The sequence below is a fragment of the Phenylobacterium sp. genome, from assembly GCF_041919955.1.
Taxonomy (GTDB): Bacteria; Pseudomonadota; Alphaproteobacteria; order Caulobacterales; family Caulobacteraceae; genus Phenylobacterium.
This window is the reverse complement of the sequence record NZ_JAYRSU010000007.1, coordinates 82,069-105,763: the sequence shown is the minus strand read 5'-3', so window position 1 is coordinate 105,763 and position 23,695 is coordinate 82,069. Positions and strand designations below refer to the sequence as shown.

The 23,695-nt window shown below is 68.9% G+C and carries 26 protein-coding genes; 18 read left to right on the top strand and 8 right to left on the bottom strand.

Annotated elements, in window-relative coordinates:
• The first annotated feature begins 67 nt into the window (after positions 1-67).
• Positions 68-1,327 carry a pentapeptide repeat-containing protein gene (locus ACE3T2_RS08450; RefSeq protein ID WP_374656677.1) on the top strand — a complete coding sequence of 420 codons (1,260 nt, stop codon included), beginning with the start codon at positions 68-70 and terminating at the stop codon, positions 1,325-1,327.
• A 61-nt stretch (positions 1,328-1,388) separates the two neighbouring features.
• Complete coding sequence (locus tag ACE3T2_RS08445) at positions 1,389-2,156, top strand: crotonase/enoyl-CoA hydratase family protein (protein WP_374656675.1); 768 nt, start codon at positions 1,389-1,391, stop codon at positions 2,154-2,156.
• 107 nt (positions 2,157-2,263) lie between these two features.
• Here the strand turns inward: ACE3T2_RS08445 and ACE3T2_RS08440 are convergent, their stop codons facing one another.
• The gene (locus ACE3T2_RS08440; RefSeq protein ID WP_374656673.1) at positions 2,264-2,719 is read right to left on the bottom strand and encodes an Hsp20 family protein; all 456 of its coding nucleotides are present in this window, start codon (positions 2,717-2,719) and stop codon (positions 2,264-2,266) included.
• Positions 2,720-2,979: 260 nt separating this feature from the next.
• Here ACE3T2_RS08440 and ACE3T2_RS08435 point away from each other — a divergent pair, with 260 nt between their 5' ends.
• The 5 genes from ACE3T2_RS08435 to ACE3T2_RS08415 all read left to right on the top strand — a co-directional run bounded on the left by ACE3T2_RS08435 (position 2,980) and on the right by ACE3T2_RS08415 (position 7,292).
• The gene (locus ACE3T2_RS08435) at positions 2,980-3,825 is read left to right on the top strand and encodes a class I SAM-dependent methyltransferase (protein ID WP_374656671.1); all 846 of its coding nucleotides are present in this window, start codon (positions 2,980-2,982) and stop codon (positions 3,823-3,825) included.
• Between the two features lie 68 nt (positions 3,826-3,893).
• Positions 3,894-4,781, top strand: a complete 888-nt coding sequence (locus ACE3T2_RS08430; RefSeq protein WP_374656669.1) for a class I SAM-dependent methyltransferase — start codon at positions 3,894-3,896, stop codon at positions 4,779-4,781.
• A gap of 121 nt (positions 4,782-4,902) precedes the next feature.
• The gene (locus ACE3T2_RS08425; protein ID WP_374656667.1) at positions 4,903-5,349 is read left to right on the top strand and encodes a DUF3617 domain-containing protein; all 447 of its coding nucleotides are present in this window, start codon (positions 4,903-4,905) and stop codon (positions 5,347-5,349) included.
• Between the two features lie 104 nt (positions 5,350-5,453).
• On the top strand, positions 5,454-5,762 hold the full coding sequence (locus ACE3T2_RS08420) for an SCP2 sterol-binding domain-containing protein (RefSeq protein ID WP_374656665.1): 309 nt from the start codon (positions 5,454-5,456) through the stop codon (positions 5,760-5,762).
• Positions 5,763-7,292, top strand: coding sequence for an alpha/beta fold hydrolase (locus tag ACE3T2_RS08415; RefSeq protein WP_374656663.1), 1,530 nt, complete (start codon positions 5,763-5,765; stop codon positions 7,290-7,292).
• Here the strand turns inward: ACE3T2_RS08415 and hisN are convergent, their stop codons facing one another.
• Together hisN and ACE3T2_RS08405 are read right to left on the bottom strand one after the other, a co-directional pair.
• Positions 7,293-8,114: a histidinol-phosphatase gene (gene hisN, locus ACE3T2_RS08410; RefSeq protein ID WP_374656661.1), complete on the bottom strand. Its 822-nt coding sequence runs from the start codon at positions 8,112-8,114 to the stop codon at positions 7,293-7,295.
• 82 nt (positions 8,115-8,196) lie between these two features.
• The gene (locus ACE3T2_RS08405; protein ID WP_374656659.1) at positions 8,197-8,595 is read right to left on the bottom strand and encodes a helix-turn-helix domain-containing protein; all 399 of its coding nucleotides are present in this window, start codon (positions 8,593-8,595) and stop codon (positions 8,197-8,199) included.
• A gap of 126 nt (positions 8,596-8,721) precedes the next feature.
• On the opposite strand from ACE3T2_RS08405, the gene ACE3T2_RS08400 reads away from it, so the two are divergent.
• Positions 8,722-9,636 (top strand): lysophospholipid acyltransferase family protein, encoded by a 915-nt coding sequence (locus tag ACE3T2_RS08400; RefSeq protein ID WP_374656657.1) that lies wholly within the window; start codon positions 8,722-8,724, stop codon positions 9,634-9,636.
• A 27-nt stretch (positions 9,637-9,663) separates the two neighbouring features.
• Here ACE3T2_RS08400 and ACE3T2_RS08395 read toward each other — a convergent pair whose 3' ends face one another.
• The 3 genes from ACE3T2_RS08395 to ACE3T2_RS08385 form a co-directional block, all read right to left on the bottom strand.
• Complete coding sequence (locus tag ACE3T2_RS08395) at positions 9,664-9,882, bottom strand: DUF2093 domain-containing protein (RefSeq protein WP_374656655.1); 219 nt, start codon at positions 9,880-9,882, stop codon at positions 9,664-9,666.
• 27 nt (positions 9,883-9,909) lie between these two features.
• Positions 9,910-11,364 (bottom strand): exodeoxyribonuclease VII large subunit, encoded by a 1,455-nt coding sequence (gene xseA, locus ACE3T2_RS08390; RefSeq protein ID WP_374656653.1) that lies wholly within the window; start codon positions 11,362-11,364, stop codon positions 9,910-9,912.
• Between the two features lie 98 nt (positions 11,365-11,462).
• On the bottom strand, positions 11,463-11,969 hold the full coding sequence (locus ACE3T2_RS08385; protein WP_374656651.1) for a GcrA family cell cycle regulator: 507 nt from the start codon (positions 11,967-11,969) through the stop codon (positions 11,463-11,465).
• A 247-nt stretch (positions 11,970-12,216) separates the two neighbouring features.
• Here ACE3T2_RS08385 and ACE3T2_RS08380 point away from each other — a divergent pair, with 247 nt between their 5' ends.
• Positions 12,217-13,038, top strand: coding sequence for an ABC transporter permease (locus tag ACE3T2_RS08380; RefSeq protein WP_374656649.1), 822 nt, complete (start codon positions 12,217-12,219; stop codon positions 13,036-13,038).
• Between the two features lie 22 nt (positions 13,039-13,060).
• Here the strand turns inward: ACE3T2_RS08380 and ACE3T2_RS08375 are convergent, their stop codons facing one another.
• Positions 13,061-13,468, bottom strand: coding sequence for a YbaY family lipoprotein (locus ACE3T2_RS08375; protein WP_374656647.1), 408 nt, complete (start codon positions 13,466-13,468; stop codon positions 13,061-13,063).
• A 224-nt stretch (positions 13,469-13,692) separates the two neighbouring features.
• Here ACE3T2_RS08375 and ACE3T2_RS08370 point away from each other — a divergent pair, with 224 nt between their 5' ends.
• From ACE3T2_RS08370 to ACE3T2_RS08355, 4 genes are all read left to right on the top strand, one after another.
• Complete coding sequence (locus ACE3T2_RS08370; protein WP_374656756.1) at positions 13,693-14,871, top strand: aspartate aminotransferase family protein; 1,179 nt, start codon at positions 13,693-13,695, stop codon at positions 14,869-14,871.
• 96 nt (positions 14,872-14,967) lie between these two features.
• Positions 14,968-15,897, top strand: a complete 930-nt coding sequence (gene argF, locus ACE3T2_RS08365; protein WP_374656645.1) for an ornithine carbamoyltransferase — start codon at positions 14,968-14,970, stop codon at positions 15,895-15,897.
• Between the two features lie 81 nt (positions 15,898-15,978).
• Positions 15,979-16,887, top strand: a complete 909-nt coding sequence (locus ACE3T2_RS08360; protein WP_374656643.1) for an Hsp33 family molecular chaperone — start codon at positions 15,979-15,981, stop codon at positions 16,885-16,887.
• A 38-nt stretch (positions 16,888-16,925) separates the two neighbouring features.
• Positions 16,926-17,987, top strand: coding sequence for a hypothetical protein (locus ACE3T2_RS08355; RefSeq protein ID WP_374656641.1), 1,062 nt, complete (start codon positions 16,926-16,928; stop codon positions 17,985-17,987).
• Here ACE3T2_RS08355 and metZ read toward each other — a convergent pair.
• A complete protein-coding gene (gene metZ, locus ACE3T2_RS08350) occupies positions 17,984-19,168 on the bottom strand; it encodes an O-succinylhomoserine sulfhydrylase (protein ID WP_374656639.1) in 1,185 nt (394 codons plus the stop codon). The two genes, ACE3T2_RS08355 and metZ, sit on opposite strands and share 4 nt — an antisense overlap.
• Before the next feature lie 143 nt (positions 19,169-19,311).
• On the opposite strand from metZ, the gene ACE3T2_RS08345 reads away from it, so the two are divergent.
• The 5 genes from ACE3T2_RS08345 to ACE3T2_RS08325 all read left to right on the top strand — a co-directional run bounded on the left by ACE3T2_RS08345 (position 19,312) and on the right by ACE3T2_RS08325 (position 23,648).
• Positions 19,312-20,325, top strand: coding sequence for a 2'-deoxycytidine 5'-triphosphate deaminase (locus ACE3T2_RS08345; RefSeq protein WP_374656637.1), 1,014 nt, complete (start codon positions 19,312-19,314; stop codon positions 20,323-20,325).
• A 211-nt stretch (positions 20,326-20,536) separates the two neighbouring features.
• A complete protein-coding gene (locus ACE3T2_RS08340; RefSeq protein ID WP_374656635.1) occupies positions 20,537-20,881 on the top strand; it encodes a hypothetical protein in 345 nt (114 codons plus the stop codon).
• A gap of 7 nt (positions 20,882-20,888) precedes the next feature.
• Positions 20,889-21,080: a helix-turn-helix transcriptional regulator gene (locus ACE3T2_RS08335; protein ID WP_374656633.1), complete on the top strand. Its 192-nt coding sequence runs from the start codon at positions 20,889-20,891 to the stop codon at positions 21,078-21,080.
• A 125-nt stretch (positions 21,081-21,205) separates the two neighbouring features.
• Complete coding sequence (gene purD, locus ACE3T2_RS08330) at positions 21,206-22,480, top strand: phosphoribosylamine--glycine ligase (RefSeq protein ID WP_374656631.1); 1,275 nt, start codon at positions 21,206-21,208, stop codon at positions 22,478-22,480.
• A 100-nt stretch (positions 22,481-22,580) separates the two neighbouring features.
• Positions 22,581-23,648: a phosphotransferase family protein gene (locus ACE3T2_RS08325; protein ID WP_374656629.1), complete on the top strand. Its 1,068-nt coding sequence runs from the start codon at positions 22,581-22,583 to the stop codon at positions 23,646-23,648.
• The last annotated feature ends 47 nt before the right edge of the window (positions 23,649-23,695 follow it).

Here is a 23,695-nt window from a genome sequence, read left to right as displayed (position 1 = left end):
AGCTGCGGAAAGAGCGTGTTAATTGGGCGCGCCTAGAATCACCCCTCGAAAGTGAGTGGGGTTACCTATGTCCGCCCAGACCGCTCCCACCCAGGAGTTGCGCAGGCTCGACCAGAGCGAGTTGGACGCCGTCTGCGCCAAGCACGACCGCCTGTGGACGTCCAAGCCCGGCGGCGCGCGCGCCGTGTTCGCGTGGAAGGATCTCTCGGGCCTCGACCTGCGGGGCAAGAACCTCTGCGACGCCGACCTGACCGGCGCGCTGCTCGCCGACTGCCAGATGCAGGGCGTGCGCCTGGACCACGCCAATCTGTTCGGCGCCGACCTGCAGAACGCCAACCTGACCGGCGCCTCGCTGCGCCGCGCCGACCTGCGCGGCGCCTGCCTGCGCGGGGCCAACCTGACCGGCGCGGACCTGTTCGAGGCCGACCTGCGCGAAGGCTCGATCGCGGTCGGCGACCGCGACAAAGGCCTGCGGGTTCTGGAGCACATCAACCGCGTGGGCGAGGCCTCGGGCGCGATCCTGGCCGGCGCCAACCTGGAGCGCTCGCGCCTGTCCGGCGTGATGGCGATCAAGGCCGATTTCAGCGACGCGATCCTGAAGGACGCCAAGCTGGTGCGCGCCAATCTCAAGCAGGCCAACATGTCGGGCGCGAACATGGCCGGGGCCGACCTGTCGGGCGCCGACCTCGCCGGGGCCGACCTGCGAGACGTGATCCTGGTGGGCGCCAAGACCTTCGCCTGGAACGTCAGCCAGGCCGACATGCGCGGCGTCCTCACCGACGAGCCGGTCGGCAAGTCGGTCGAAGACCTGCCCTACAAGACCATGATCCGCGACCACGCCAAGTGGTGCGAGAGCGGCGGCGCAGAGGGCACGCCCAGCGTCTTCGACAAGGCCGATCTGCGGGCGCTGGAGACCATCCGTGGCTTCAACCTGACCGCCCTGTCGGCCAAGGGCGCGGTGTTCTACGGCCTCGACATGGAGGGCGTGCAGCTTCAGGGCGCTCAGCTCGACGGCGCCGACCTGCGCAACTGCAACCTGCGTCGGGCCGACCTGCGCGGCGCGCGCCTGATCGGCGCCAAGCTGTCGGGGGCGGACCTGCGGGACGCCCAGGTGGGGCCGCTGCTGCTCGGCGCGGACCGGACCTTGCCGGCCAACCTGACCGGGGCGGTGCTGAAGAACGCCGACCTCGCTCGCGCCGACTGCCGTCACGCCATCTTCGTCGACGCCGACCTCAGCCGCGCGAACTTCACGAGCGCCATGGTCCGTGGCGCGAACCTCTCGGGCGCCCAGAAGTGGGGCGCGCGCGGCCTGGAAGACGTGATCTGAGCGGCTTGGGCTGACGCCCGGGCAAGGCGCTAAGCTGCGATCTCGCCAAGCGGAGGTCGCCATGAGCACGGTGAGCGTCGAAATCCACGGCCGGACGGCCATCGTCACCATCGAGCGGCCGCAGCGCCGCAACGCGGTCGACGGGCAGACCGCCCGCGCCCTCTACGACGCCTTCAAGGCTTTCGACGCCGACGAGGCCCTGGACGTGGCGGTGCTGCAGGGGCGGGGCGGGACCTTCTGCGCCGGAGCCGACCTGAAGGGCGTCAGCGAGGGGCGGGGCAATCCGGTGCATTCCGAGGGGGACCTGGGTCCCATGGGGTGCACGCGCCTGGAACTCTCCAAGCCGGTGATCGCCGCGGTCGAGGGCCATGCGGTGGCCGGCGGCCTGGAGGTCGCGGCGTGGTGCGATCTGCGAGTGGCCGCCCAAGGCGCGGTGTTCGGAGTGTTCTGCCGCCGGTTCGGCGTTCCGCTCATCGACCTCGGCACCGTGCGCCTGCCGCGGCTGATCGGCCATTCGCGGGCCATGGACCTGATCCTCACCGGCCGGCCGGTCGACGCGCAGGAGGCCTTCGACATCGGCCTGGCCAACCGCCTGGTCCCGCAGGGGCAGGCGCTGGAGGCGGCCCTGGCCCTGGCCGCGCAGATCTCCGCCTTTCCGCAGCTCTGCCTGCGCAACGACCGCGCCTCGGCGATCTCGCAATGGTCCATGGACTGGCCGGCGGCCACACGCCGCGAGATCGAGCTGGGACGCGCGACCCTGGCCTCGGGCGAGGCGCTGGAAGGGGCGACGCGTTTCACCCGCGGGGAGGGCCGCCACGGGACGTTCTGAGCAAGAAAAAGGGCGGCGTCCTGCGACGCCGCCCTGAAGGCTGGGAGGGGGCGGGGCGGTGCAGGTCGCTGCGCCGCCCCTTGGGGGAGACCGCCTCGAGGGGAGGATCAGGCGGCCTTTTCGCCTTCGATCAGCTCCGGCTGGGCCGAGGTGCTGATTTCGATGCGGCGCGGCTTCAGGGCTTCCGGCAGCTCGCGCTTGAGGGAGATGGAGAGCAGACCGTCGGCGAGCTTGGCCTCGGTCACCACCACATAGTCGGCAAGCTGGAACCGGCGCTCGAAGTTGCGCTCGGCCAGGCCGCGGTGGAGGAACCGGCGCTGGTCGTCGTTGGCCGTCTTGCGGCCCTGGACGGTCAGGAGGTTTTCCTTGACCTCGATGTTCAGTTCTTCCGGACGGAAGCCGGCGACCGCGATCTCGACACGGTAGGCGTTCTCGTCGGTGCGCTCGATGTTGTAGGGCGGATAACCGGCCGCTGCGTCAGCGCTGGCGGTTTCCAGCAGCGAGGCCAAGCGGTCGAAACCGACGACGGAACGATAGAGCGGGGAGAAGTCGATAGTACGCATGTGAAATACCTTCTTGGCTTAAGCAAGGTTGCGTTGATCGGACGGCGTGCGAGCCAAGATCGGCCTCGCCCAATGTCCGGAAGGCCCGGTCACCCAGCGCCTTCGGTTGCTTAGGTGGGCGCCGTTCCACGAGGTTCAAGACCTGGATCGGCGACGCCGGCGCGGAATTTTCTGTGCGAATGCTGAAGGCGGGTTGCCAGGGACGGGCGGCTCACTAGGGTCGCAGCGCCCAGGACAATTCCCCCGAGAAGGTACATCGAATGCCCCACCGTTCCCTCGCCTTCGCCGCCGCTTTCGCGATCGCCGCGGCGGTCGCCGCCCCGGCCGCCGCCAATCAGGACAAGGCGCTGACCGCCGCCATCGCGGGGCCTCAGCGCGCCGCCGACCACGTCGCTCGCGACGCCGCGCGCCATCCGTCAGAGACGCTGGTCTTTTGGGGCGTCAAGCCCAGCCAGACCATCATCGAGATCTCGCCCGGTTCCGGCTACTGGACCGAAATCCTGGCTCCCTACGCCAAGGCGACCGGCGGCACCTATGTGGCGGGCGTCGCGGATCTGGCCAATCCCAAGCTGTCGGAGGGCGCACGCAAGGGCCGGGCGAACTTCGAGGCGAAGTACGCAGACGCCGCCAAGTTCGGGAACGTGTCCTATGTCGGCTTCGGCGCGGTGTCCGGGCCGCTGGGCGCGCCGGCCTCGGCCGACATGGTCATCACCGCCCGCAACATCCACAACTGGATGTGGCAGCCTGGAATGCTGGACAAGGCGATGGCCGACTTCCACGCCGTGCTGAAGCCGGGCGGGGTGCTGGCGGTCGAGGAGCACCGCGCCGACCCGACCCGGCCCCAGGTCCCCGACGCCCGCGACGGCTATGTCGCTACCGACGCGGTGATCGCTGCGGCGCAGAAGGCGGGCTTCAAGCTGGCGGCCCGTTCCGAGATCAACGCCAATCCGAAGGACACCAAGGACCACCCCTTCGGCGTCTGGACCCTGCCGCCCAGCCGTCAGTCCTCCAAGAGCGGCGAGGCGGCCGACCCGGCCTTCGATCGCGCCAAGTACGACGCCATCGGCGAGAGCGACCGCATGACGCTGCGGTTCGTGAAACAGTAGGGCCATGCTTTGACCATCGTCCCGGGTCACGCTAGGCGGCTCGGGACGGCGGCGTTCTTGGGCCTTTCATGCGGTACGGATTTCTCTTTTCGACAGTCTCGCTCTCGCGCCGCGGATGCATCGCCGGCGGGCTGGCCCTGGCCGCTTGCGGCCGCAAGCCGGCGGCGGAGCAGGCGCCGGCCAAGGCCGCCCGCAACATGACCCTGGCCGAGGCCGCGGCTGGCGCCTGGCGGGCGCCGTCGGACCGCGTCCGCGACGCCTGGCGCCATCCGGTGGAGACGCTGGAGTTCTGGGGCCTGAAGCCCGGGCAGACGGTGGTCGAGTTCTGGCCGGGAGCCGGCTGGTACACCGACATCATCGCCCCTTACCTGGCGGCCAACAAAGGCAAGCTGATCGCCGCCGACCTTGAGCCGAGCGACCCAGCCTCGAAGGAGATCGTCGAGGCCTATCGCGCCAAGCTGAAGGCCAAGCCGAAGATCTACGGCGAGGTCGAGATCACCGCCTTCGGCCCGACCAGCGGACCGGTGGCGCCGGCCGGCAGCGCCGACCTGGTGCTGTTCCTGCGCAACCTCCACAACTGGATGGCGGCTGGCATCGTCGAGAAGGCGTTCCGCGACGCCTATGCGGCCCTCAAGCCCGGAGGCGTCCTGGGGATCGAGGAACACCGGGCGGACGCCGGCGCGGTCCAGGACGTGCTGGCTCCCGACGGCTACGTTCAGGAGGCCTATGCGATCCGGCTGGCCCAGGAGGCTGGCTTCATCCTCGACAAGACCAGCGAGATCAACGCCAACCCCAAGGACACCAAGGACCATCCCTTCGGCGTCTGGACCCTGCCGCCTGTCGGCCTGACCGCGCCGCGTGGCGAGCCGGCCAACCCGGCCTTCGACCGCAGCAAGTACGACGCCATCGGCGAGAGCGACCGCATGACCCTGCGGCTGGTCAAGCCCAGGGCCTGAGGCGGGGCCTGGACCTGCCGCGCAGCGTTCCTAGATGAATGGGCCGTCGCCGGCGCTGGTCAGGTTGCGGTCATCTGCAAGGCGCTAGCCTCCCGCCGGCCGATTGAACTAAGGCTATGACATGCACGCCAAGACCGCCCTCGCCCTGATCTCCGCCGTCGGCGTCCTCGCCGCCGCGCCGGCCTTCGCCCAGGAGCAGACCATCCTGCCGGGCTACTGGGACGTGACGAACAAGGTCTCGGCGATCATCAGCCAGTCCAAGACCGAAAAGCGCTGCATCACGCCGGCTGAGGTGTCGAAGTTCGTGATGGGCCCGTCGAACCGGCACTACAAGTGCGACTATCCCACTCGGGTGTTCAAGGATGGCAAGATCCGGCTGAAGGGCGATTGCGCGACCAAGAACGGCAGCAAGGCCTCGATCCAGGCGACGGGCACCTATTCGCCGACCACCTTCACCATGAACGCCAAGATCAGCACGGTCTATGCGGGCGTGCCCCTCAGCGCGAACGCCACTACGATCGCCAAGCGCATCGCCGAGACCTGCCCGGTCACGCCGCCTGCCGAATAGCCGGGCGCAGTTTGCGAAATCGCGGCTCAAACCCTGGCTGAGCCGTTTACTTGCCTCGCGCTTGAGGCGAAGCTGCACGCTCACGACGATGTGAGACGGAGCAGATGGCGAACCTTGAAGAACTGACCCGGAAGGTCGCCGCCGCAGTCGGCGCGGATTCGGGCCTGGGCAAGTCGTTCAAGGTCGATCTGCGGGGCGAGGGCTTCATCCACATCGACGGCGCGAACGTCACCAACGAGGACAAGCCCGCCGACCTCACCGTGTCGATCAGCGCCAAGGACCTCAAGGCGTTGGGCGCGGGCGAGCTGAACCCCATGACCGCCGTGATCACCGGGCGGCTTAAGGTGTCGGACATGGGCCTTGCCATGTCGCTGCAGCCGCAGATGCAGTCGCTCTTCGCACGGATGGCCTAGATGACCGCTGCGCCCCTTATCGCGATCCCGCAGGCTCCGGTTCCGGCCGGTGGAGAGGCCGAGTGGTTCAACGGCGGCGGACCGGGCGACCTGCGCGCCGCGCTGTTCCCCGCCAAGGGGAAGGCCCACGGTTCGATCGTGCTCAGCGGCGGACGCACGGAGCCGATCGAGAAGTATTTCGAGGTCATCGAGGAGCTGACCGGCCGCGGCTATGTGGTGCTGGCCCACGACTGGCGCGGCCAGGGATTGTCGCACCGCAGCCTGACCAACCGGCTGGCGGGCCACGCCGACGGCTACCAAGCCTTCCTCGACGATTACCACGCCCTGCTGGCCAAGTATGAAAGCCGCCTGCCCAAGCCATGGTTCGCGATCGGCCATTCGATGGGCGGATGCCTGACCCTGCTGGCCCTGGCCCACGGGCAGGCCCCGCGCTTCGAAGGAGCGATCCTGTCGGCCCCGATGCTGGGCATCCAGACCGGCGGCCTGCCGCGTTTCGTCGCGCGAGGCCTAGCGGGCCTCAAGGTCCTGCTCGGCCAGGGGGGCGATCTGGCGCGGCCGGACAATGGACCGCCCGAGACCTTCAAGACCAATGTCCTGACCCACGACAAGGCGCGCTACGAGCGGGCCAAGGCGCAGGTCGTCGCCCATCCCGACCTCGGCCTTGGCGGGCCGACCTGGGGGTGGCTGGACTTCGCCTTCCGCGCCACGACCTATCTGGCGCGCGCTGAGAACTTGAAAAGCGTGACGATTCCGGTCGTCATCGTCTCAGCCGAACAAGACAAGCTGGTCGACAACGATGCGCAGCGCGCCGCCGCCAGGAACCTGCCCAAGGGGCAGCTCATCTCGGTCCCTGGCGCGTACCACGAAATCCTGATGGAGACGGACTCAATGCGGAACATCTTCCTGCGCGCGCTCGACGCCCTGCTCGGCAGATCGCCGCCGGCGGCCGCCCCTGCCGCCAAGCCGGCCGAGCCGGCGCCGGCCCCGCAACCGCTTGCTGCCGCGCCTACGCCCGCTCCAGCGCCGAAGCCTGAGGTGAAGCCTGAATCCGCGCCGCAGCCGGCTCCCGTCGCCGCTGCCCCGGCCGCGCCCGCCGCAAAGGCGCCGGCGAAGAAGGCTGCGGCCAAGCCCGCTGCGCCGAAGACCGAGCCCAAGAAGGCCGAGCCGAAGAAAACGGCTGCGAAGGCGCCGGCCGCGACCAAGGCCCCTGCGGCTCCCAAGCCGGCCGCGCCGAAGAAGACCGCTGCGCCCAAGGCTGCGGCTGCGAAGGCCGCCCCGAAGCCCGCCGCCAAGGCCTCCGCGAAGCCGGCGCCGGCCAAGAAGGCCGCTGCGCCCGCCGCCAAGGCGGCGACTGCTGCGAAAGCCGCGGCGGCGAAAGCTGCGGCTCCGAAGGCGGCCGCCAAGGCTGCGCCGGCCAAGGCCGCCGCGAAGCCGGCGAAGGCGCCCGCAGCAAAGGCGGCTGCGCCGAAGGCCGCCGCCACGCCGAAGACCAAGGCCGCCGCCCCCAAGAAGGCGCCGGCCAAGACGTAGCTATTTCGCCGAGCGCTTGAGCGCGACCAGGGCCTCGTCGAGGCAGGCCCGGTCGCCGGCGATGGCGATCTGCCCGCCGTTGGGACCGACGGGGCGTCCGCGCCAGTCGGTCACCAGCCCGCCGGCGCCCTCGATCAGGGGGATTGCCGACTCGATGTCCCAGGCCTTGAGGCCCGCCTCGATCACCATGTCCATCTTGCCCATGGCGACCATCGCATAGGCGTAGGCGTCGCAGCCCAGCCGCGCCAGCCGTGCGGCGGCCCGAACCTGGGTCCAGGCGCCCAGTTCGGCGCCGTCGAAACAGGCCTCGGGGTCGGTGGTGGCGATGATGGCGTCAGTCAGCTTCGGACAGGGGCGCACCTTGAGCGGCCGCTCGGCGCCGCGCGCGACCAGGCGAGAGCCGCCGGCGTGGCCGATGAAGATTTCTTCGAGATAGGGCTGGCCGATCGAGCCCAGCACAGGGCGTCCCTGGTGACGCAGGCCGATGAGCGTGGTCCAAAGCGGCAGGCCGGCGATGAAGGCGCGGGTGCCGTCGACGGGATCCAGCACCCAGACGAACTCGGCGTCCGGGCGGTCCTCGCCGTATTCCTCGCCGATCACCCCATGTTCCGGATAGCGCTCGGCGATGAGCTTGCGGATGGCCGCCTCCGCGCCCTTGTCGGCGGCGGTGACGGGATCGAACCCCTTGGCCCCGCCCTTGTCCTCCAGGCCGTGTTCGGCCCGGTACAGCGGCAGAATGACGCCCGCGGACGCGGCGTTGAGTTCGAGAAGGAAGGTGTCCAGTTCGGCCAGACGGCCGGCGGTGAGGTCGGAGGCGGGCATGGCTCCCGCTTTACCTCGCCGCCGGCCTCCGCGATATCCCCGAGAACGGCTCGAGGACACGCATGGTCGGGCGCAAGCAGGCTTAGGCGGTTTCGTGGTCGCCGTTCAGCGACTTGGCCAGGTCGAGCAGCCGGCGGCGCGGACGCTCGCCGAGCTGGTAGTAGGCGCGGATCAGGTCCTGCGTCTCCTTGCTGGCGATCTCGCCGCCGGCTTCGCCGAGACCGCGGCCGATCACCTGTTCCGGCTGCGGAGCCTCGGCCAGGCCGTCGTAGAAGTAGCCGACGGGCACTTCCAGGGCCTCGGACAGCTGCCAGAGGCGCGCCGCCGAAATACGGTTGGCGCCGCATTCGTACTTTTGGATCTGCTGGAACCGGACGCCGCAGGCGCCGGCCAGTTGTTGTTGCGTCAGGCCCAGCAGCCGCCGCCGACGGCGCAGCCGCTTGCCGAGATGAACGTCGATATTGTTGCCCATGGGCTCCATCGCCCCAGTCCCTCTGCTTGCCGCCCGTCCCAAAGCGAGACGGCCTGACCTGAATTTCGCAAGTCGCGCGCCAAGCGAGCGCCGTTCGCGTTGCGCGGAAGGGAACGACGCGACTACTACAGGGCCATGACGCAGGCGAAGCCCTCGATGGCGCAGGACATTTTGTGGCGGTTGGAGGCTCTGGCCTTCGACGTGGTGATTGCGTTCGCGCGGATTCTGCCGGTGGATTTCGTGTCCGACTTCGGGTCGTGGTTCTTCCGCACCCTCGGGCCGCTTACCGGTGCGCATCGCGTGGCCGAGATCAATCTGCGGATTGTCTTCCCGCAGGCCAGCGACGCAGAGATCGCCGATCTGCTGAAGGCGCAATGGGACAACACCGGCCGCACCTTCCTGGAACTGCTGATCATGGACCGGATCATCGGCTCGCCCGACCGGGTCGAGATCGTGAACGGGGCGCGGTTCGATGAGATCGCGGCGCGACAGGAGCCGGTGGTCTTCGTTTCGGGCCACTTCGCCAATTTCGAGGTGATGCCCGCCGCGATCGTCAACTCGCCGGTGAAGTGCCAGATCACCTATCGGGCGATGAACAACCCGCACGTCGAGAAGCGCGTGCGCGACTACCGCTTCCGCTACGGCGTCCGCTATTTCGCGCCCAAGGGCGGAGATGGCGCGCGCGAGCTGCTGGGCGCGCTGGGCCGCGGCGAGTCCGTGGCGCTGATGAACGACCAGAAGTTCAATGGGGGTGTCGCGGCGCCGTTCTTCGGCCGGACCTGCCACACCGCGCCTGGCCCCTCGCGCCTGGCCCTCCGGTTCGACACGGTGCTGCAGCCGATGTCGGTGCAGCGAGGGCGCAAGGCGCGCTTCCGCGTGGTGGTGCATCCGCCGATCACGCTGGAGCACACCGGCGACACCACCGCTGACATCGAGGCGGGCGTGCGGAAGGTCAACGCGTTCATTGAGGAACAGGTGCTGGCCCGCCCGGCCGAGTGGTTCTGGACCCACAAGCGCTGGCCCAACGAGACCTACAAGCGCGGGCGTTAGGTCGCGCCCGGACCGGCGGCCGTCACTTCAGGAATTGATTTCCTTCCACCGGGCGAGGGCTTCGGCGGGCGTGGCGTAGGCTTCCTGGAGCGCGGGGTTCCAGTAGCGCAGCGCTTCGACGGGGATCTTCACCTTCGACACGGCGCAGATCACGTAGCGCCCGGGCTTCAGCACGACGAAGTCGCCGTCGCCATAGTGCAGCGAGGCGATGTCGGAGCCGGTGAGGTCGCGGTCGTGAGCGTTCATGGTCTCTATGTAGCGCGGCTGGCGCGCTCAGAACAGATCGCCCTGGTTCGAGGGCGGCGCGGGCTTGGGCGCCCGCGGCGTCCTGGCCGGCGCAGAGGCGGATGCAGGGGCGGGACGGGGCGCGTCGGATGCGCCGTCGATGACCGCCCGCCGGTCGGTGTCGGCGAACACCAGCCGCACCGCCTCGCCGCTCTCCAGGGCCGCGCCTTGGCGCACCAGCGAGCCGTCGGCTCGGTGTACGCGAGCAAAGCCGCGCTTGAGCGGAGCGCTGGGGTCGACCGAACCGTAGAGCTTGGAAAGGCCCTCCAGCCGCTCGGCGGTGCGATCCAGCTTGCGCTCCATCGCCGGGGGCAGGCGCACCGCCAGGCGCTCCAGCCGGTCCGCCTGGACCTGCTGGGGCCGGCGCAGGAGCGAGGGGGTAAGGCGCGCAGAGACCCGCACAAGGTCGGTCTGGTGTGCGGCGACGTTGCGCGAGAGGCCCGCGCCCAGACGGCTGGCGGCCAGGTTGAAGCGCTGGGCGGCCATCTCGACCAGGTCCGGCACGCGGGCCAGGGCGCGACCGGCGTGCTCCACGCGGCCGCGGCGCTCCTCGACCAGCCGCCCGCCACAGCGGTGGATGCGGGCCGTCAGGTCGCTGATGTAGCCCTTCAACTCGGCGAAGACGGGCGTCGCCATCTCGGCCGCGGCGGTCGGGGTCGGCGCCCTGCGGTCGGAGACGAAGTCGATCAGGGTGGTGTCGGTCTCGTGGCCCACGGCCGAGATGAGCGGGATCGTTCCTTCGGCCACCGTGCGGGCCAGGCCCTCGTCGTTGAAGGCCCAGAGATCTTCGACCGATCCGCCGCCGCGCGCGACGATCAGCACGTCCGGCCGCGGAACCGGGCCGCCTTCGGGCAGGGCGTTGAAGCGGGCGATGGCGTTGGCCACCTGGCCCGCGGCCGCGTCGCCCTGGACCACCACAGGCCAGACAATGACGCGGCACGGCCAGCGGTCGCGGATGCGGTGCAGGATGTCGCGGATCACCGCGCCGGTCGGGCTGGTGATGACGCCGACCACCGCCGGCATGGTCGGGATCGGCCGCTTGCGGGCCGGATCGAAGAGGCCTTCGCCGTGCAGCTTGACCTTCAGCCGCTCGAGCTGGGCGAGCAGGGCGCCGACGCCCGCCGCCTCCATGGTCTCGATGACCATCTGGTAGCGCGAGCCGGCGGGATAGGTGGTGATCTTGCCGGTGACGACCACCTCCATGCCCTGTTGCGGGCGGATGGAGAGGTTCTTGACCGAGCCCTTCCAGACGACGCCGTCGATGGCGGCGCGTTCGTCCTTGATGGTCAGGTAGACGTGGCCGTTGGAGTGGTGCGTGACCTTTGAGAGCTCCCCCCGCAGGCGCACGAAGCCGTAGGCGTCCTCCAGGGTGCGCTTCAGCGCGAAGGCCAGTTCCGAGACCGAATAGGCCTTGGCGTTGCTGTCGGTCTGGACCTCGGTCATGGGGCAGACATAGCGATAGACCGGCCCGAAAAGAAGCTAGGGCGCGCCCGGCCGGCGGCGACGCCGCGGCCTGACGCGCCCCAACCCATCCCCCCGGATCAGATGTAGCGGCGCAGCGAGCGGGCCAGTTCGTTGGCGCCCGACTTCTTCTTGGTCTGCGCAGGCTGGTAGGCGATGCGCGCGTGCTCGACGCAATAGGGGCCTTCATCCTGGCGGCGGCCGCAGAAGGTGAAGCTGTCGCTCGACGGATCGCCGATCGGCCACTTGCACATGTGGGCGCCCAGGGTCAGCACAGTGGCGGTGCCCGGCGCTTCCTCGACGTAGCGGACCGGCGACGAGCTCGGCGCTGCGGCGACCGGCACGGTCTGCTCGGCCACGCGGCGCGGCGCAGCCGGGGCTGCGGCGGGGCGCGCGGGACGCGGCGCCTTGAAGGTCGGACGAGCCGGCTTCGACGGCGCCGCGCGGCCCGAGAGCCCCAAGCGGTGCACCTTGCCGATCACGGCGTTGCGGGTGACCCCGCCCAGTTGTTTTGCGATCTGGCTGGCCGAAAGGCCGTCTTGCCAGAGTTTCTTCAGACTCTCGACGCGCTCGTCAGTCCAACCCATGTCTGGCCTCCACCCGCTGATTTAAGCACCTGGCGACCGCCCCCGCGGCGGCCAGGATCAACATCTTGTGGCAGTCCCAATTCGTGACCGCCATCAACTACTAGATATCGTAACCACTTCCTTAACAGCCACAATAGGCGCCCTCGCCTTCGTCCACAGAAACCAGATATTGATTCTGTCCACAGGCTTCGCCTTGGAGGATGCGGCGCCCTTGCGCCCGCGGCCGAGCAGGCGCAAATCCTGGCCTATGAAGGACATGCCCGCAGCCGACGCCGTCGTCCCGCCCCAGCCCCGCGACTATCACGGGTTCAACTGGGGGGGCTTTGCGACCCTCTATGCGCGCGAGGTGCGCCGGTTCTGGAAGGTGGGGCTGCAGACCCTGGCGGCCCCGGTCGTCACCGCGCTGCTCTACATGATGGTCTTCGTGGTGGCGGTGCGCGGCGCGAGCCCGCCGATCGACGGCACGCCGTTCGCGGTGTTCGTGGCGCCGGGCCTGATCATGATGCAGATCCTGAACAATGCCTTCGCGAACTCGTCGTCGTCGCTGCTGCAGGCCAAGTTCAACGGGCTGATCGGCGACTTCATGACCCCGCCGCTGTCGCCGGTCGAGCAGGTGCTGGCCTTCTCGCTGGGCGCGGCCACCCGCGGCGTGGCGGTTGGGGCGGTGACACTGCTGGCCATCCTGCCGTTCACGGCGCTGCCGGTCGCCCACATCTGGGCGGTGCTCTATTTCGGGATCGGCGCGGCCCTGATCCTGGGCATGGTCGGCATCATGGCCGGGCTGTGGGCGGAGAAGTTCGACCACATGGCGGTGGTGACGAACTTCGTCATCATGCCCCTGACCTTCCTCTCGGGGACCTTCTACATGGTCGACCGCCTGCCCGAGCCGTTCCGCTCGGCCAGCCACTACAATCCGTTCTTCTACCTGATCGACGGCTTCCGCTACGGCTTCATCGGCCACGCGGAGGGTTCGCTGCTGGCGGGTGTGGGCATGACGGCCGGGCTGGTGATCGCCATGGCGTTCGCCTGCCTGTGGATGTTCGAGACCGGCTACAAGCTGAAGTCCTGAAGCCGGCCCCGCCCGTCTGGGGTCAGTTCTGGGGCACGCCCACGGCGATCATCTCGACGTGGGTCGGCGCGCCGCGGGTAATGACCGGGGTGTGGGTGTCGGTGATGAAGCGCAGCTTGCCGTCGACCTCGATGCGGGCTGACACAGAGTAGGTGTTGCGCGGGTCGATGGCCTTCGGATCGTAGGCGAGCGCGAACTTGAAGGGCGGGGCGGTCTGGCCCTTGATCACCTGGGTGGCGATGGTCTTGGACGGCGCGTCCATCAGCGAGGTGTCGGCCAGGGTCACCGTAACCTGCGCATTGGGCGGCAGCATGATCCGTTCGCGATAGATGACCTGTCCGGTCACTTCGGCGCTCTTGGCGGGCTCCATGGAGGCGCATCCGGCCAGGGTAAGGGCGGCAAGCGGCACGAGGGTATAGATAGCTTTCATTTGTGGCTCCTCGCAGATCTTCGTGGCCAAAGCTGGACCTTACGCTACGTAAGGTCTCGTGCGTCGTCACAGAACCGAACATTGACATAGCCGCGTTCCCGACGGAAAACGCCAAGCCTTCCAGTCCCCGCTGCGACGCTGCGGGGACGCTTATGTTTTCGGAGGGCTCTCCCGTGACTGAAAAGACCGCGCATCAAGCCGCGACCGTTCCCAGCGACCACATCATGGGCGTCTACAATCGCGCCCCGCTGGCGTTCGAACGAGGCGAGGGCGCGCGACTGTTCACCACGGACGGGCAGGCCTATCTCGACTGCATGGCCGGCATCGCGGTCAATGCGCTCGGCCACTCGCATCCCAGGCTGGTGCAGGCGGTCAAGGACCAGGCCGAGAAGCTCTGGCACGTCTCCAACGTCTTCAAGATCCCGGGCCAGGAAAAGCTGGCCAAGGTGCTGTGCGACCTGACCGGCCTGGACGAGGTGTTCTTCACCAACTCGGGCGCCGAGGCGATCGAGTGCGCGATCAAGACCGCGCGCAAGTATCACTGGGCTAATGGCGCGGCCGAGCGGATCGACATCATTGGCTTCGAAGGCTCGTTCCACGGCCGCACCCTGGCGGCGGTCAACGCCTCGGGCAACGCCTCGTACCTTGAGGGCTTCGGCCCGCGCATGCCCGGCTTCGTGCAGCTGCCGTTCGGCGACATGGAGGCTCTGAAGGCCGCCGTCGGCCCGACCACCGCGGCGATCATCGTCGAGCCGGTGCAAGGCGAAGGCGGCGCTCGCGCCCTGACCGAGCAGCAGCTCCAGGAAATGCGCGCGCTCTGCGACGAGACCGGAACCCTGCTGATCCTGGACGAGATCCAGTGCGGCCTGGGCCGCACCGGCAAGCTCTTCGCCTGGGAATGGGCCGCCGGCGTGAAGCCGGACATCGTCGCGGTCGCCAAGGCGCTGGGCGGCGGCTTCCCGGTCGGCGCCTGCGTGACCTCGGCCGCGGCCGGCGCCGGCATGACCGTCGGCTCGCATGGCTCGACCTATGGCGGCAACCCGCTGGCCATGGCCGTCGCGCTGGTCTCGATGGAAGAGCTGACCAAGCCCGAACTGATGGATCACGTCCGCGAGCTGACCGGCTACTTCACCCAGCAGTTCAACGGGCTGAAGGACCGCTTCCCGGACATCGTCGTCGACATCCGCGGCAAGGGCCTGCTGATGGGCCTGAAACTCGCCACCAACAACCGCGAGTTCATGCAGCACGCGCGCGACCAGCACCTGCTGATCGCCGGCGGCGGCGACAACTGCGTGCGCCTGCTCCCGCCGCTCACCCTGACCCTCGAAGAGGCGCGGGAAGCGATCGAGAAGCTGGAGCGCGCCTGCGAAGCCGCCCGCGCCAAGGCCAAAGCCGCCGCCTGACCCCATAGGCCCGCTCACTCCCGCATGACCGGGAGCCCATCTGAGCATCGCCGTCCGTCCCCGCCGCAGCGGGCGCGGGCGGCTTGGAGGGATCCAATGTCCCCGAGACACTTTGTCGACCTCTGGAAGATCGAAGCTTCCGACCTGCGCGCCATCCTCGACGACGCCCACGCCCGTAAGGCGGCCCGCCGCGGCTGGCCGCAGGGCCGCGTCGACGCAGACGCGCCGGCGCGCGAGCGCACCCTGGCGATGATCTTCCAGAAGAACTCCACCCGCACCCGCTTCTCGTTCGACGCGGCCATGCGCCAACTCGGCGGCGACGTGATCATCTCGACCGCCAACGACATGCAGCTCGGCCGCGGCGAGACCATCGAGGACACCGCCAAGGTGCTCTCACGCATGGTCGATGCGATCATGCTGCGCGCCAACAGTCACGAGGACGTCGAGCGGCTGGCCTACGCCTCGACCGTACCGGTCATCAACGGCCTGTCGGACAAGGGCCATCCCTGCCAGATCCTCGCCGACCTGATGACCTTCGAGGAACATCGCGGGCCTGTGGCGGGCAAGACCCTGGCTTGGGTGGGCGACGGCAACAACGTCTGCTCCAGCTTCATCCACGCTGCGCCCAAGCTCGGCTTCAAGCTGAACATTGCCAGCCCGGCGCTCTACCACCCGGACCTGATGGACCTGGCCCGCGCCGCCGATCTCCAGGGACAGGTGTTCACGACCGACGACCCGCGCGAAGCGGTGCGCGGCGCCGACTGCGTGATCACCGACACCTGGGTGTCGATGGGCGACACCGACCATGACGAGCGCATGGAAGCGTTGGAGCCCTATCAGGTCGACTCCGACCTGATGTCCCTGGCCGCCAGGGACGGCGTCTTCCTGCACTGCCTGCCGGCCCACCGTGGCGAGGAAGTCACCGACGACGTCATCGACGGCCCGCAATCGCTGATCTGGGACGAGGCGGAGAACCGCATCCACGCCCAGAAGTCGATCCTGGCCTGGTGCTTCGGCGCGATCTGATCGGCTTCGAGACAGCCTGAACTGGGGCGGTTGGCCGCGGACGCTCGCAACTTGCGTCCAGCCGCCCTATATGGCGCCACCATGTCCGACATCGCGCTGCCCGCCCATCCCGACGACATCGTCGCCCCGTTCCAGATCGAGCGCGAGGCCGTGCGCGGCCGCATCGTGCGTCTGGGCCCGGCGATCGACGAGATCATTTCCGGTCACGCCTATCCCGAGCCGGTGGCCAATCTGCTGGGCGAGGCCTGCGCGCTCGCCGCGCTGGTCGGCTCCAGCCTGAAATTCGAGGGCCGACTGATCGTCCAGGCGCAAGGCGACGGGCCGGTGCGCTACGTCGTGGCCGACTACGACACCAGCGGCGCCCTGCGCGGCTACTGCCGCTTTGACGAGGACGAGGTCGCCAAGGCGACCAACGGCTTTGTGCGCCCAGGCGCCAAGACCCTGCTGGGCGGCGGCGTATTCATCATGACGGTCGACCAGGGGCCGGACATGGACCGATATCAGGGCGTGACCCCCATCGAAGGCGAGACGCTCGCCCTCTGCGCCGAGCAGTATTTCGCCCAATCGGAGCAGACCCCGACCCGCGTCCGGCTCGCGGTCGGCCAGGCCGATATCGGCGCGGGCCTCCGCTGGCGCGCCGGCGGCATGCTGATCCAGAATATCGCCTCGGACGAAGCGCGCGGCTCGACGGAGGAGGCCTGGACCCGCACTCAGGCGTTCTTCGAGACGATCGGCGAGGACGAACTGCTCGATCCGACCATCTCGGCGCAGACCCTGCTGTTCCGCCTGTTCCACGAGGACGGCGTGCGTGTGTTCGAGCCCAAAGCCCTGCAGGCCTTCTGCCGCTGCTCCCAGGAGCGCATAGAGACGGTGCTGAAGTCGTTCGGCGAGGGTGAACGGGCCGACATGGTCGAGGACGACGGCCAGATCCGCGTGACCTGCGAATATTGCTCCAGGGTCTACGCGATCGATCCGGCCTCGCTCGCCTAGAGCGCCCGGCGTCCGCCGGCCAGGAACGGGAGGGCGCTTTGGAAGACCGGGAATTCGAGGACCTGGCCGCGTTGACCGGCGCGCTGCTTGGCGCGCTGGAGGCTTTCGCCTTCGTGGCTCGTCGCCTCAACCCGCCCGAACTGGAAGCCCTGATCGCGGCGGTCGGCGCCCCTGACGCGGCGGTGCGCGACGCCCTGGCCCCGCTGGCCCGGTGGCAAGGGCCGGCCGCAGCCCTGCGCGAGCCGCTGGCGGAAGCGTCGAACGCCGTCGTCGCCGGATTCGAAGGGCTGCGGGCCGGCGTCGAGACCGGCGACGTGTTGGCCGCCTTTCGCGCCCTGCGCAAAGGCCCGCGTGCTCTGGAGGCGCTCTATCCGCTCGCGGGAATACTACCGCCGGTGAACCGCTTCTTCCTGGAGCCGGACCTGCGCAGCGATGCGGCGCTACAGGCGCGGTTCAGGGCCCCGGCGCCGGACACGGGTGTTATGCACGGCGGCGGGGAGCCCGGCGCGCGCGGGGCGTTCTCGCTCTATGTGCCGGAGTACTACGAGGCCGGTCGCGCATGGCCGCTGGTGGTGGCGCTGCACGGCGGATCAGGGAACGGCCGGGCCTTCCTGTGGAGCTGGCTGCGGGCCGCGCGCAGCCATGGCGCGATCGTCGTCGCCCCGACCGCCCTGGGCGAGACCTGGGCGTTGACCGGGCCGGACCGCGACACGCCGAACCTGGCGCGCATTCTGGACGAGGTGGACGCGCGCTGGCGGCTCGATCCGCACCGCCTGCTGCTCACCGGCATGAGCGACGGCGGCGCCTTCACCTATGTCAGCGGGCTGGAAACGGCCTCGCCCTTCACCCACCTGGCGCCGGTCGCCGCCGCCTTCCATCCGATGCTGGCTCAAGTGGCCGACGGCGGGCGCCTGCGCGGCCTGCCGATCCATATCGCTCATGGCGCGCTGGACTGGATGTTCCCGGTCGACATGGCGCGCGGGGCCGCCGCGGCGCTCGAGGCGGTCGGGGCGGAGGTGACCTATCGCGAAATCCCCGACCTCGCGCACACCTATCCAACCGAGATCGGCGCCGAACTGCTCGCCTGGCTGGCCGGCTAGGCTGCGTCCAGGGCCCGGCTGACGTCGCGGGTCAGGTCGCCGGGGCCTTCCAGGCCGACGCTCATCCGCACCCAGCCCTCGGTCAGGCCGATCTCCAGGCGCTCGGCCTCCGGCATCGAGCGGTGGGTGGTGGTGCACGGGTGCGTGGCCATCGACTTGGCGTCGCCGAGGTTGTTCGAGATGTCGACGATCTGCAGCGCGTCAAGGAAGCGCCAGGCCGCCTCGCGGCTCCCCAGGTCGAAGGCCACGACATTGCCGCCGCCGGTCATCTGGTTGGCGATCAGCGCCGCCTGCGGGTGGTCAGGCCGTGTCGGGTAGAGCACGGTTTTGGCCTTGGAATGCGCGGCGATCACGTCGGCCACCTTGGCGGCGTTCTCGGCCTGGCGGCGCACGCGCAGGTCCAGGGTCTCCAGGCCCTTCAGCAGCACCCAGGCGTTGAACGGCGACAGGGCGGGGCCGGTATGGCGCAGGATGTCCTTGTAAGTCTCGGTCATCAGCGGCTCGGCGCCGAGGATGGCGCCGCCCAGCACCCGGCCCTGGCCGTCGATGTGCTTGGTGGCCGAATAGACGACGACGTCCGCGCCCAGCGCCAGCGGCTTTTGGAAGACCGGCGTGGCGAACACGTTGTCGACGACCAGCTTGGCGCCGGCCTCGCGGGCGATCTCGGCGACCGCGCCGATGGCCGTCACCTCCAGCAGCGGGTTGGCGGGGCTCTCGACCAGGAAGGCCTTGGTGTTGGGTCGCACGGCGTTGCGCCAGGCCGCCAGGTCGGTGGCGTCGACATAGGTCACCTCGACGCCGAAGCGCGGCATCCAATCCGAGAGGATCCAGCGGCAGGAACCGAACAGGGCGCGCCCGGCCACGATGTGGTCGCCGGCCCGCACCAGGCCCATCAGCGCCACGTGCACGGCGGCCATGCCCGAGGCGGTGGCGCGGCAGGCGTCGGCGCCTTCCAGCAGGGCCAGGCGCTCCTCGAACATCGCCGTCGTCGGGTTGCCGAAGCGCTGGTAGATGAAGCCGGGCTCCTCGCCTGAGAAGCGCTTGTCGGCCGCGCCGGCGCTCTCGTACGAGAAGCTCTGGGTAAGGAAGAGGGCCTCGGAAATCTCGCCATAGGGCGTTCGGTTCAGGCCGCCGCGCACCAGCTTGGTTTCGAGCTCCCAGTCGCGGGTGTCTTCGGCCATGACGGATTTCCTTTCACTCTTAAAGGCTGGGGCCTTCTAACGCCGCGGCCGCTCCTTCGCCACCAGTGAAAATCTGCCGCAGCTTGCAGCAGAACCGCCGCCCGGCCTTGCCAGACTCGTGGCGGGCGGCGAGTGTCGCGCCGATGAGTGAAGCCCCTGGCATCCTGCCCTCCCAGTCCATCGAAGACCTGATCGCCGCCGGCGCCATCACGTCCTCGCGCCCGTTCGACGCCGACCAGGTGCAGCCGGCCAGCCTCGACCTGCGCCTGGGCGCGCGGGCCTGGCGGGTGCGCGCCTCGTTCCTGCCGGGCCTCGGCCGCACCGTGCCCCAGCGCATCGCCGATGTCGCCATGCACGAGCTCGACCTGACCCGTGGCGCGGTGCTGGAGAAGGGCTGCGTCTACATCGCCGAGCTACAGGAAGCGCTGGCCCTGCCCAAGGGCGTGTCAGCCCGCGCCAATCCGAAAAGCTCGACCGGCCGGGTCGACGTCTTCGTGCGCCTGCTGACCAACAACTCGGTCGCTTTCGACGACGTGGCCGAGGGCTATGTCGGCCCGACCTATATCGAGATCGCGCCCCAGACCTTCTCGATCCTGGTGCGCTCCTCCACCCGGCTCAATCAACTGCGGCTTAAGCGCGGCGAGCCGCCGAAGCTGCAGGTCCGCAGCGTCGGCGTCGACCTGACTCAGGAGATCGCCGGCTTCCGCGCCCGCCGCCACGCCGGCGTGGTCGACATGGATCATGTCGACGGTCACGACCCCAAGGACTTCTGGGAGCCGCTGATCCCGCGCCACGGGGAGCTGCTGCTGGATCCGGGCGAGTTCTACATCCTGGCCTCCAAGGAGGCGGTCGAGATCCCGGTGCTGCAGGCGGCGGAGATGACGCCGATCGATCCGTCGGTCGGGGAGTTCCGCGTCCACTACGCCGGCTTCTTCGACCCGGGCTTTGGGACGGAGGAGGCGGGCGGCGTCGGCTCGCGCGGGGTGCTGGAGGTCCGCAGCCACGAGACGCCTTTCCTGCTGGAGGACGGCCAGACTGTGGCTCGGCTGGTTTATGAACCGCTGACTGCAAAACCTGCCCGTCTCTACGGCGAGGGCGGGTCGCACTACCAGCGCCAGGGCCTCAAGCTCTCCAAGCATTTCCGCATCTGGGGCTGACCGAAAAGTCGCCGCAACCTGACTTTTTGTCGTGGTCACTTGACATGCCTTCACGTGTCATGTTTGCTTGTCTTATCGACAAGGGTCATTGTCGAGAGCGGGGCCTGTCAGGGGAGATGCGATTTTGATTTCAAAAGATGTTTTCGGTCGTGGGCCGGCTTGGCTGGTCGCAATGGTGATGGCCTTGGCAGGTCTTGCCTTGGGCCTAGGCATGCGCTCGCTCGGCCTGCTCGAGGGCCCGCTAGGCGCGGCGGTGATGGTTGCTGTCGTCCTCTGCATCGCCCTCGTTGGAACCGTGTCCTATTGGCGACGGCTCGATGAGGCTGCGCGCGAAGCCCACAAGTTCGCCTGGTATTGGGGAGGCAGCGTCGGGGTTGCGATCGCCCTCGTCCTGTCAGTGGCGCTGGCCAAGGCGAATATCGATCCGTTGCTGATCGACCTGGCCGACGGCGCCGGGGCGGGTGATCTCGTCGGCTTTGGCATGTTGGCGGCCATGGGGCTGCAGGCGGCGTGCTATTTCGTAGCTTGGGCCGGCTGGTGGATCTCGAAGCGGTGACGGGCCGATGAAGAACCGACTGAAGGTCCTGCGCGCCGAGCGTGACTGGAGCCAGGCGGACCTCGCCGACCGCCTCCGGGTCTCGCGCCAGAGCATCAACGCCATCGAGACCGGCAAGTACGATCCCAGCCTGCCGCTCGCCTTCAAGATCGCGCGGCTGTTCGACAAGCCGATCGAGGAGATTTTCTCCGACGCCTGAGCTACGGCTCCTCCCGATTCGCGGGAGGAGCCGTACCGTTGTCCGCGATTGAGAACGGCGGCGGGGCGCGTCCGTGAAGCGGCCATCCTTGACCCGTGGCGCGGGCCACGCCAAAGGCTCGCGCCATGAACATTCTCCTCGTCGGCTCCGGCGGGCGCGAACACGCCCTGGCCTGGAAGATCGCGGCCTCGCCGCTGGTGAAGCGCCTGGTGATGGCGCCGGGCAATCCGGGCATGGCGGGTCTGGGCGAGCTTCGCGCCCTGAAGACCACCGACGTGCCGGGCCTGATCGCCTTGGCCCATGAGATCGCCGCTGACCTGATCGTCATAGGCCCGGAGGTCTCTGTTGAGGCCGGCCTCGCCGACGCCGCCGCCAAGGCCGGCATCGCTTGTTTCGGCCCGGTGGCGGCCGCAGGCCAACTCGAATCCTCCAAGGCCTTCACCAAGGCCTTCACCGACCGGCATGGCCTGCCGACCTCCGGCTACAAGGTCTGCGACGATGCGGCCGCGGCCAAGGCGGCGCTCGACCGCTTCTCGCCGCCCTATGTGATCAAGGCCGACGGCCTCGCCGCCGGCAAGGGCGTGGTGATCGCCCAGGACCGCGCCGAGGCCGAGGCCGCCATCGACGACGCCCTGGGCGGGCGCTTCGGTTCGGCCGGGGCGCGCGTCGTGATCGAAGAGTTCCTCGACGGCGAGATCGGCTCGCTGTTCGCGCTCTGCGACGGCAAGGACTCCATCGTCTTCGGCTCGGCCCAGGACCACAAGCGCGCCTATGACGGCGAGATGGGCCCCAACACCGGCGGCATGGGCACCTATTCCCCGGCGCCCGTCTTCACCGACGAACTGGTCGAGCAGGTCCGCACGCGACTGGCGGTTCCGGCCTTCGCGGGCATCGCCGCCGAGGGCGCGCCATACAAGGGCGTGCTGTTCGTCGAGCTGATGGCCACTCAGGACGGCCCGAAGCTGGTCGAGTTCAACGTTCGCTTCGGCGATCCGGAGTGCCAGGTGCTGATGCTGCGGCTCGAGAGCGACCTGGTTCCCTATCTCGTCGCCTGCGCCAACGGAACGCTCGGCCAGATGCCGGCGCCGGTCTGGCGCGACGAGGCGGCGATCTGCGTCGTGCTGGCCGCCGACGGCTATCCGGAGAGCCCGGTGACCGGCTCGATCATCCGCGGCGCCGAGCAGGATTTCGGCCCGGAGGTCGTGGTCTTCCACGCTGGGACCTCGCGCGACGAGGACGGGACCCTGCGCGCCTCGGGCGGGCGGGTGCTGAACGTCTGCGCCCGCGGCGCGACCCTGCAGGCCGCGCGCGACAAGGCTTACGAAGCCATCGCGCGCATCGACTGGCCGGGCGGTTTCCACCGCACCGACATCGGTTGGCGGGCGCTGACGGCGCGTTAGATTTTAGAGGTTTCGGTACGGAGGCGTCCTGGCCGCTTGCTCACGCCGTGGCAGGGTCGGTATGGTGGTTCAAACAACTGTACGACTCCGAGGGAACGCCATGGTCGACTCCGCCGAGCAACAGCGGGAACAGCTCAACAGCGGGACCAAAGAGGTCGCCGAGAGCCACCGCTTCGACGAGGCCGCCCTGGCCGCGTGGATGGAGGCCAATGTCGAGGGCTATGCAGGGCCGCTGGAAGTGCGCCAGTTCAAGGGCGGCCAGTCGAACCCGACCTACCAGCTGATCACGCCCTCGAAGAAGTACGTCATGCGGCGCAAGCCGCCGGGCAAGCTGCTGCCCTCGGCCCACGCGGTCGACCGCGAGTACAAGGTCATCACGGCCCTCTATCCGACGGGCTTTCCGGTGGCGCGCTCCTACGGGCTGTGCACCGACGAGGCGGTGATCGGCACCATGTTCTACGTGATGGACATGGTCGAGGGCCGCATCCTCTGGGACCAGCAACTGCCGCAGTACGAGCCGGCCGAGCGCCATGCGATCTTCATGGCCAAGATCAACACCCTGGCCGACCTGCACAACACCGACTACCAGGCCATTGGCCTCGGCGACTACGGCAAGCCCGGCAACTATATGGGCCGTCAGGTCGACCGCTGGACTAAGCAGTACAAGGCCTCGGAGACCGTCCACATCGAGGAGATGGAGCGGCTGATCGAGTGGCTGCCCAGGACCCTGCCCGAGCAGGAGCGCACCTCGATCGTGCACGGCGACTACCGCCTCGACAACATGGTCATCCATCCCACCGAGGCGCGGGTGATCGCCGTGCTGGACTGGGAACTGGGCACGCTTGGCGAGCCGCTCGCCGATTTCACCTACCTGCTGATGAACTGGGTCAACGGCACGATCGCTCAGATCCCCGACCTGAAGGCCCATGGCATCCCGACGATCGAAGAGGCGGTCGCGGCCTATTGCGCCCGCACCGGCCGCTCGGGGCTCGGTCACCTCGACTGGTTCCTGTCCTACAACATGTTCCGCCTGGCCGGAATCTGCCAGGGGATCGTCGGACGAGTGCGCGATGGCACCGCCAACAGCCCGCAGGCGGCGGCCATGGCCGAACGCGTGCCGCTGCTCGCCAAGTCGGCCTGGGAGTACGCCCAGAAAGCCGGAGCATAGGCAGGGGCCTAGCAAGGCGCCGTCCAGCGTGCGAATAGGGCGTCCGG

Excerpts from the sequence above, each read along its gene's own strand:
- ACE3T2_RS08450 (WP_374656677.1), top strand. The coding sequence starts at position 68 with ATGTCCGCCCAGACCGCTCCCACCCAGGAGTTGCGCAGGCTCGACCAG.
- ACE3T2_RS08370 (WP_374656756.1), top strand. The coding sequence starts at position 13,693 with ATGGGCGTCTACAATCGCGCCCCGCTGGCGTTCGAACGAGGCGAGGGC.
- purD (WP_374656631.1), top strand. The coding sequence starts at position 21,206 with ATGAACATTCTCCTCGTCGGCTCCGGCGGGCGCGAACACGCCCTGGCC.
- xseA (WP_374656653.1), bottom strand. The coding sequence starts at position 11,364 with ATGACCGAGGTCCAGACCGACAGCAACGCCAAGGCCTATTCGGTCTCG.
- ACE3T2_RS08400 (WP_374656657.1), top strand. The coding sequence starts at position 8,722 with ATGACGCAGGCGAAGCCCTCGATGGCGCAGGACATTTTGTGGCGGTTG.
- ACE3T2_RS08345 (WP_374656637.1), top strand. The coding sequence starts at position 19,312 with ATGAGTGAAGCCCCTGGCATCCTGCCCTCCCAGTCCATCGAAGACCTG.
- metZ (WP_374656639.1), bottom strand. The coding sequence starts at position 19,168 with ATGGCCGAAGACACCCGCGACTGGGAGCTCGAAACCAAGCTGGTGCGC.
- ACE3T2_RS08325 (WP_374656629.1), top strand. The coding sequence starts at position 22,581 with ATGGTCGACTCCGCCGAGCAACAGCGGGAACAGCTCAACAGCGGGACC.
- ACE3T2_RS08440 (WP_374656673.1), bottom strand. The coding sequence starts at position 2,719 with ATGCGTACTATCGACTTCTCCCCGCTCTATCGTTCCGTCGTCGGTTTC.
- ACE3T2_RS08340 (WP_374656635.1), top strand. The coding sequence starts at position 20,537 with ATGCGCTCGCTCGGCCTGCTCGAGGGCCCGCTAGGCGCGGCGGTGATG.
- ACE3T2_RS08335 (WP_374656633.1), top strand. The coding sequence starts at position 20,889 with ATGAAGAACCGACTGAAGGTCCTGCGCGCCGAGCGTGACTGGAGCCAG.
- ACE3T2_RS08395 (WP_374656655.1), bottom strand. The coding sequence starts at position 9,882 with ATGAACGCTCACGACCGCGACCTCACCGGCTCCGACATCGCCTCGCTG.
- ACE3T2_RS08435 (WP_374656671.1), top strand. The coding sequence starts at position 2,980 with ATGCCCCACCGTTCCCTCGCCTTCGCCGCCGCTTTCGCGATCGCCGCG.
- ACE3T2_RS08425 (WP_374656667.1), top strand. The coding sequence starts at position 4,903 with ATGCACGCCAAGACCGCCCTCGCCCTGATCTCCGCCGTCGGCGTCCTC.
- ACE3T2_RS08375 (WP_374656647.1), bottom strand. The coding sequence starts at position 13,468 with ATGAAAGCTATCTATACCCTCGTGCCGCTTGCCGCCCTTACCCTGGCC.
- ACE3T2_RS08360 (WP_374656643.1), top strand. The coding sequence starts at position 15,979 with ATGTCCGACATCGCGCTGCCCGCCCATCCCGACGACATCGTCGCCCCG.
- ACE3T2_RS08405 (WP_374656659.1), bottom strand. The coding sequence starts at position 8,595 with ATGGAGCCCATGGGCAACAATATCGACGTTCATCTCGGCAAGCGGCTG.
- ACE3T2_RS08380 (WP_374656649.1), top strand. The coding sequence starts at position 12,217 with ATGAAGGACATGCCCGCAGCCGACGCCGTCGTCCCGCCCCAGCCCCGC.
- ACE3T2_RS08385 (WP_374656651.1), bottom strand. The coding sequence starts at position 11,969 with ATGGGTTGGACTGACGAGCGCGTCGAGAGTCTGAAGAAACTCTGGCAA.
- argF (WP_374656645.1), top strand. The coding sequence starts at position 14,968 with ATGTCCCCGAGACACTTTGTCGACCTCTGGAAGATCGAAGCTTCCGAC.
- ACE3T2_RS08420 (WP_374656665.1), top strand. The coding sequence starts at position 5,454 with ATGGCGAACCTTGAAGAACTGACCCGGAAGGTCGCCGCCGCAGTCGGC.
- ACE3T2_RS08430 (WP_374656669.1), top strand. The coding sequence starts at position 3,894 with ATGCGGTACGGATTTCTCTTTTCGACAGTCTCGCTCTCGCGCCGCGGA.
- hisN (WP_374656661.1), bottom strand. The coding sequence starts at position 8,114 with ATGCCCGCCTCCGACCTCACCGCCGGCCGTCTGGCCGAACTGGACACC.
- ACE3T2_RS08445 (WP_374656675.1), top strand. The coding sequence starts at position 1,389 with ATGAGCACGGTGAGCGTCGAAATCCACGGCCGGACGGCCATCGTCACC.
- ACE3T2_RS08415 (WP_374656663.1), top strand. The coding sequence starts at position 5,763 with ATGACCGCTGCGCCCCTTATCGCGATCCCGCAGGCTCCGGTTCCGGCC.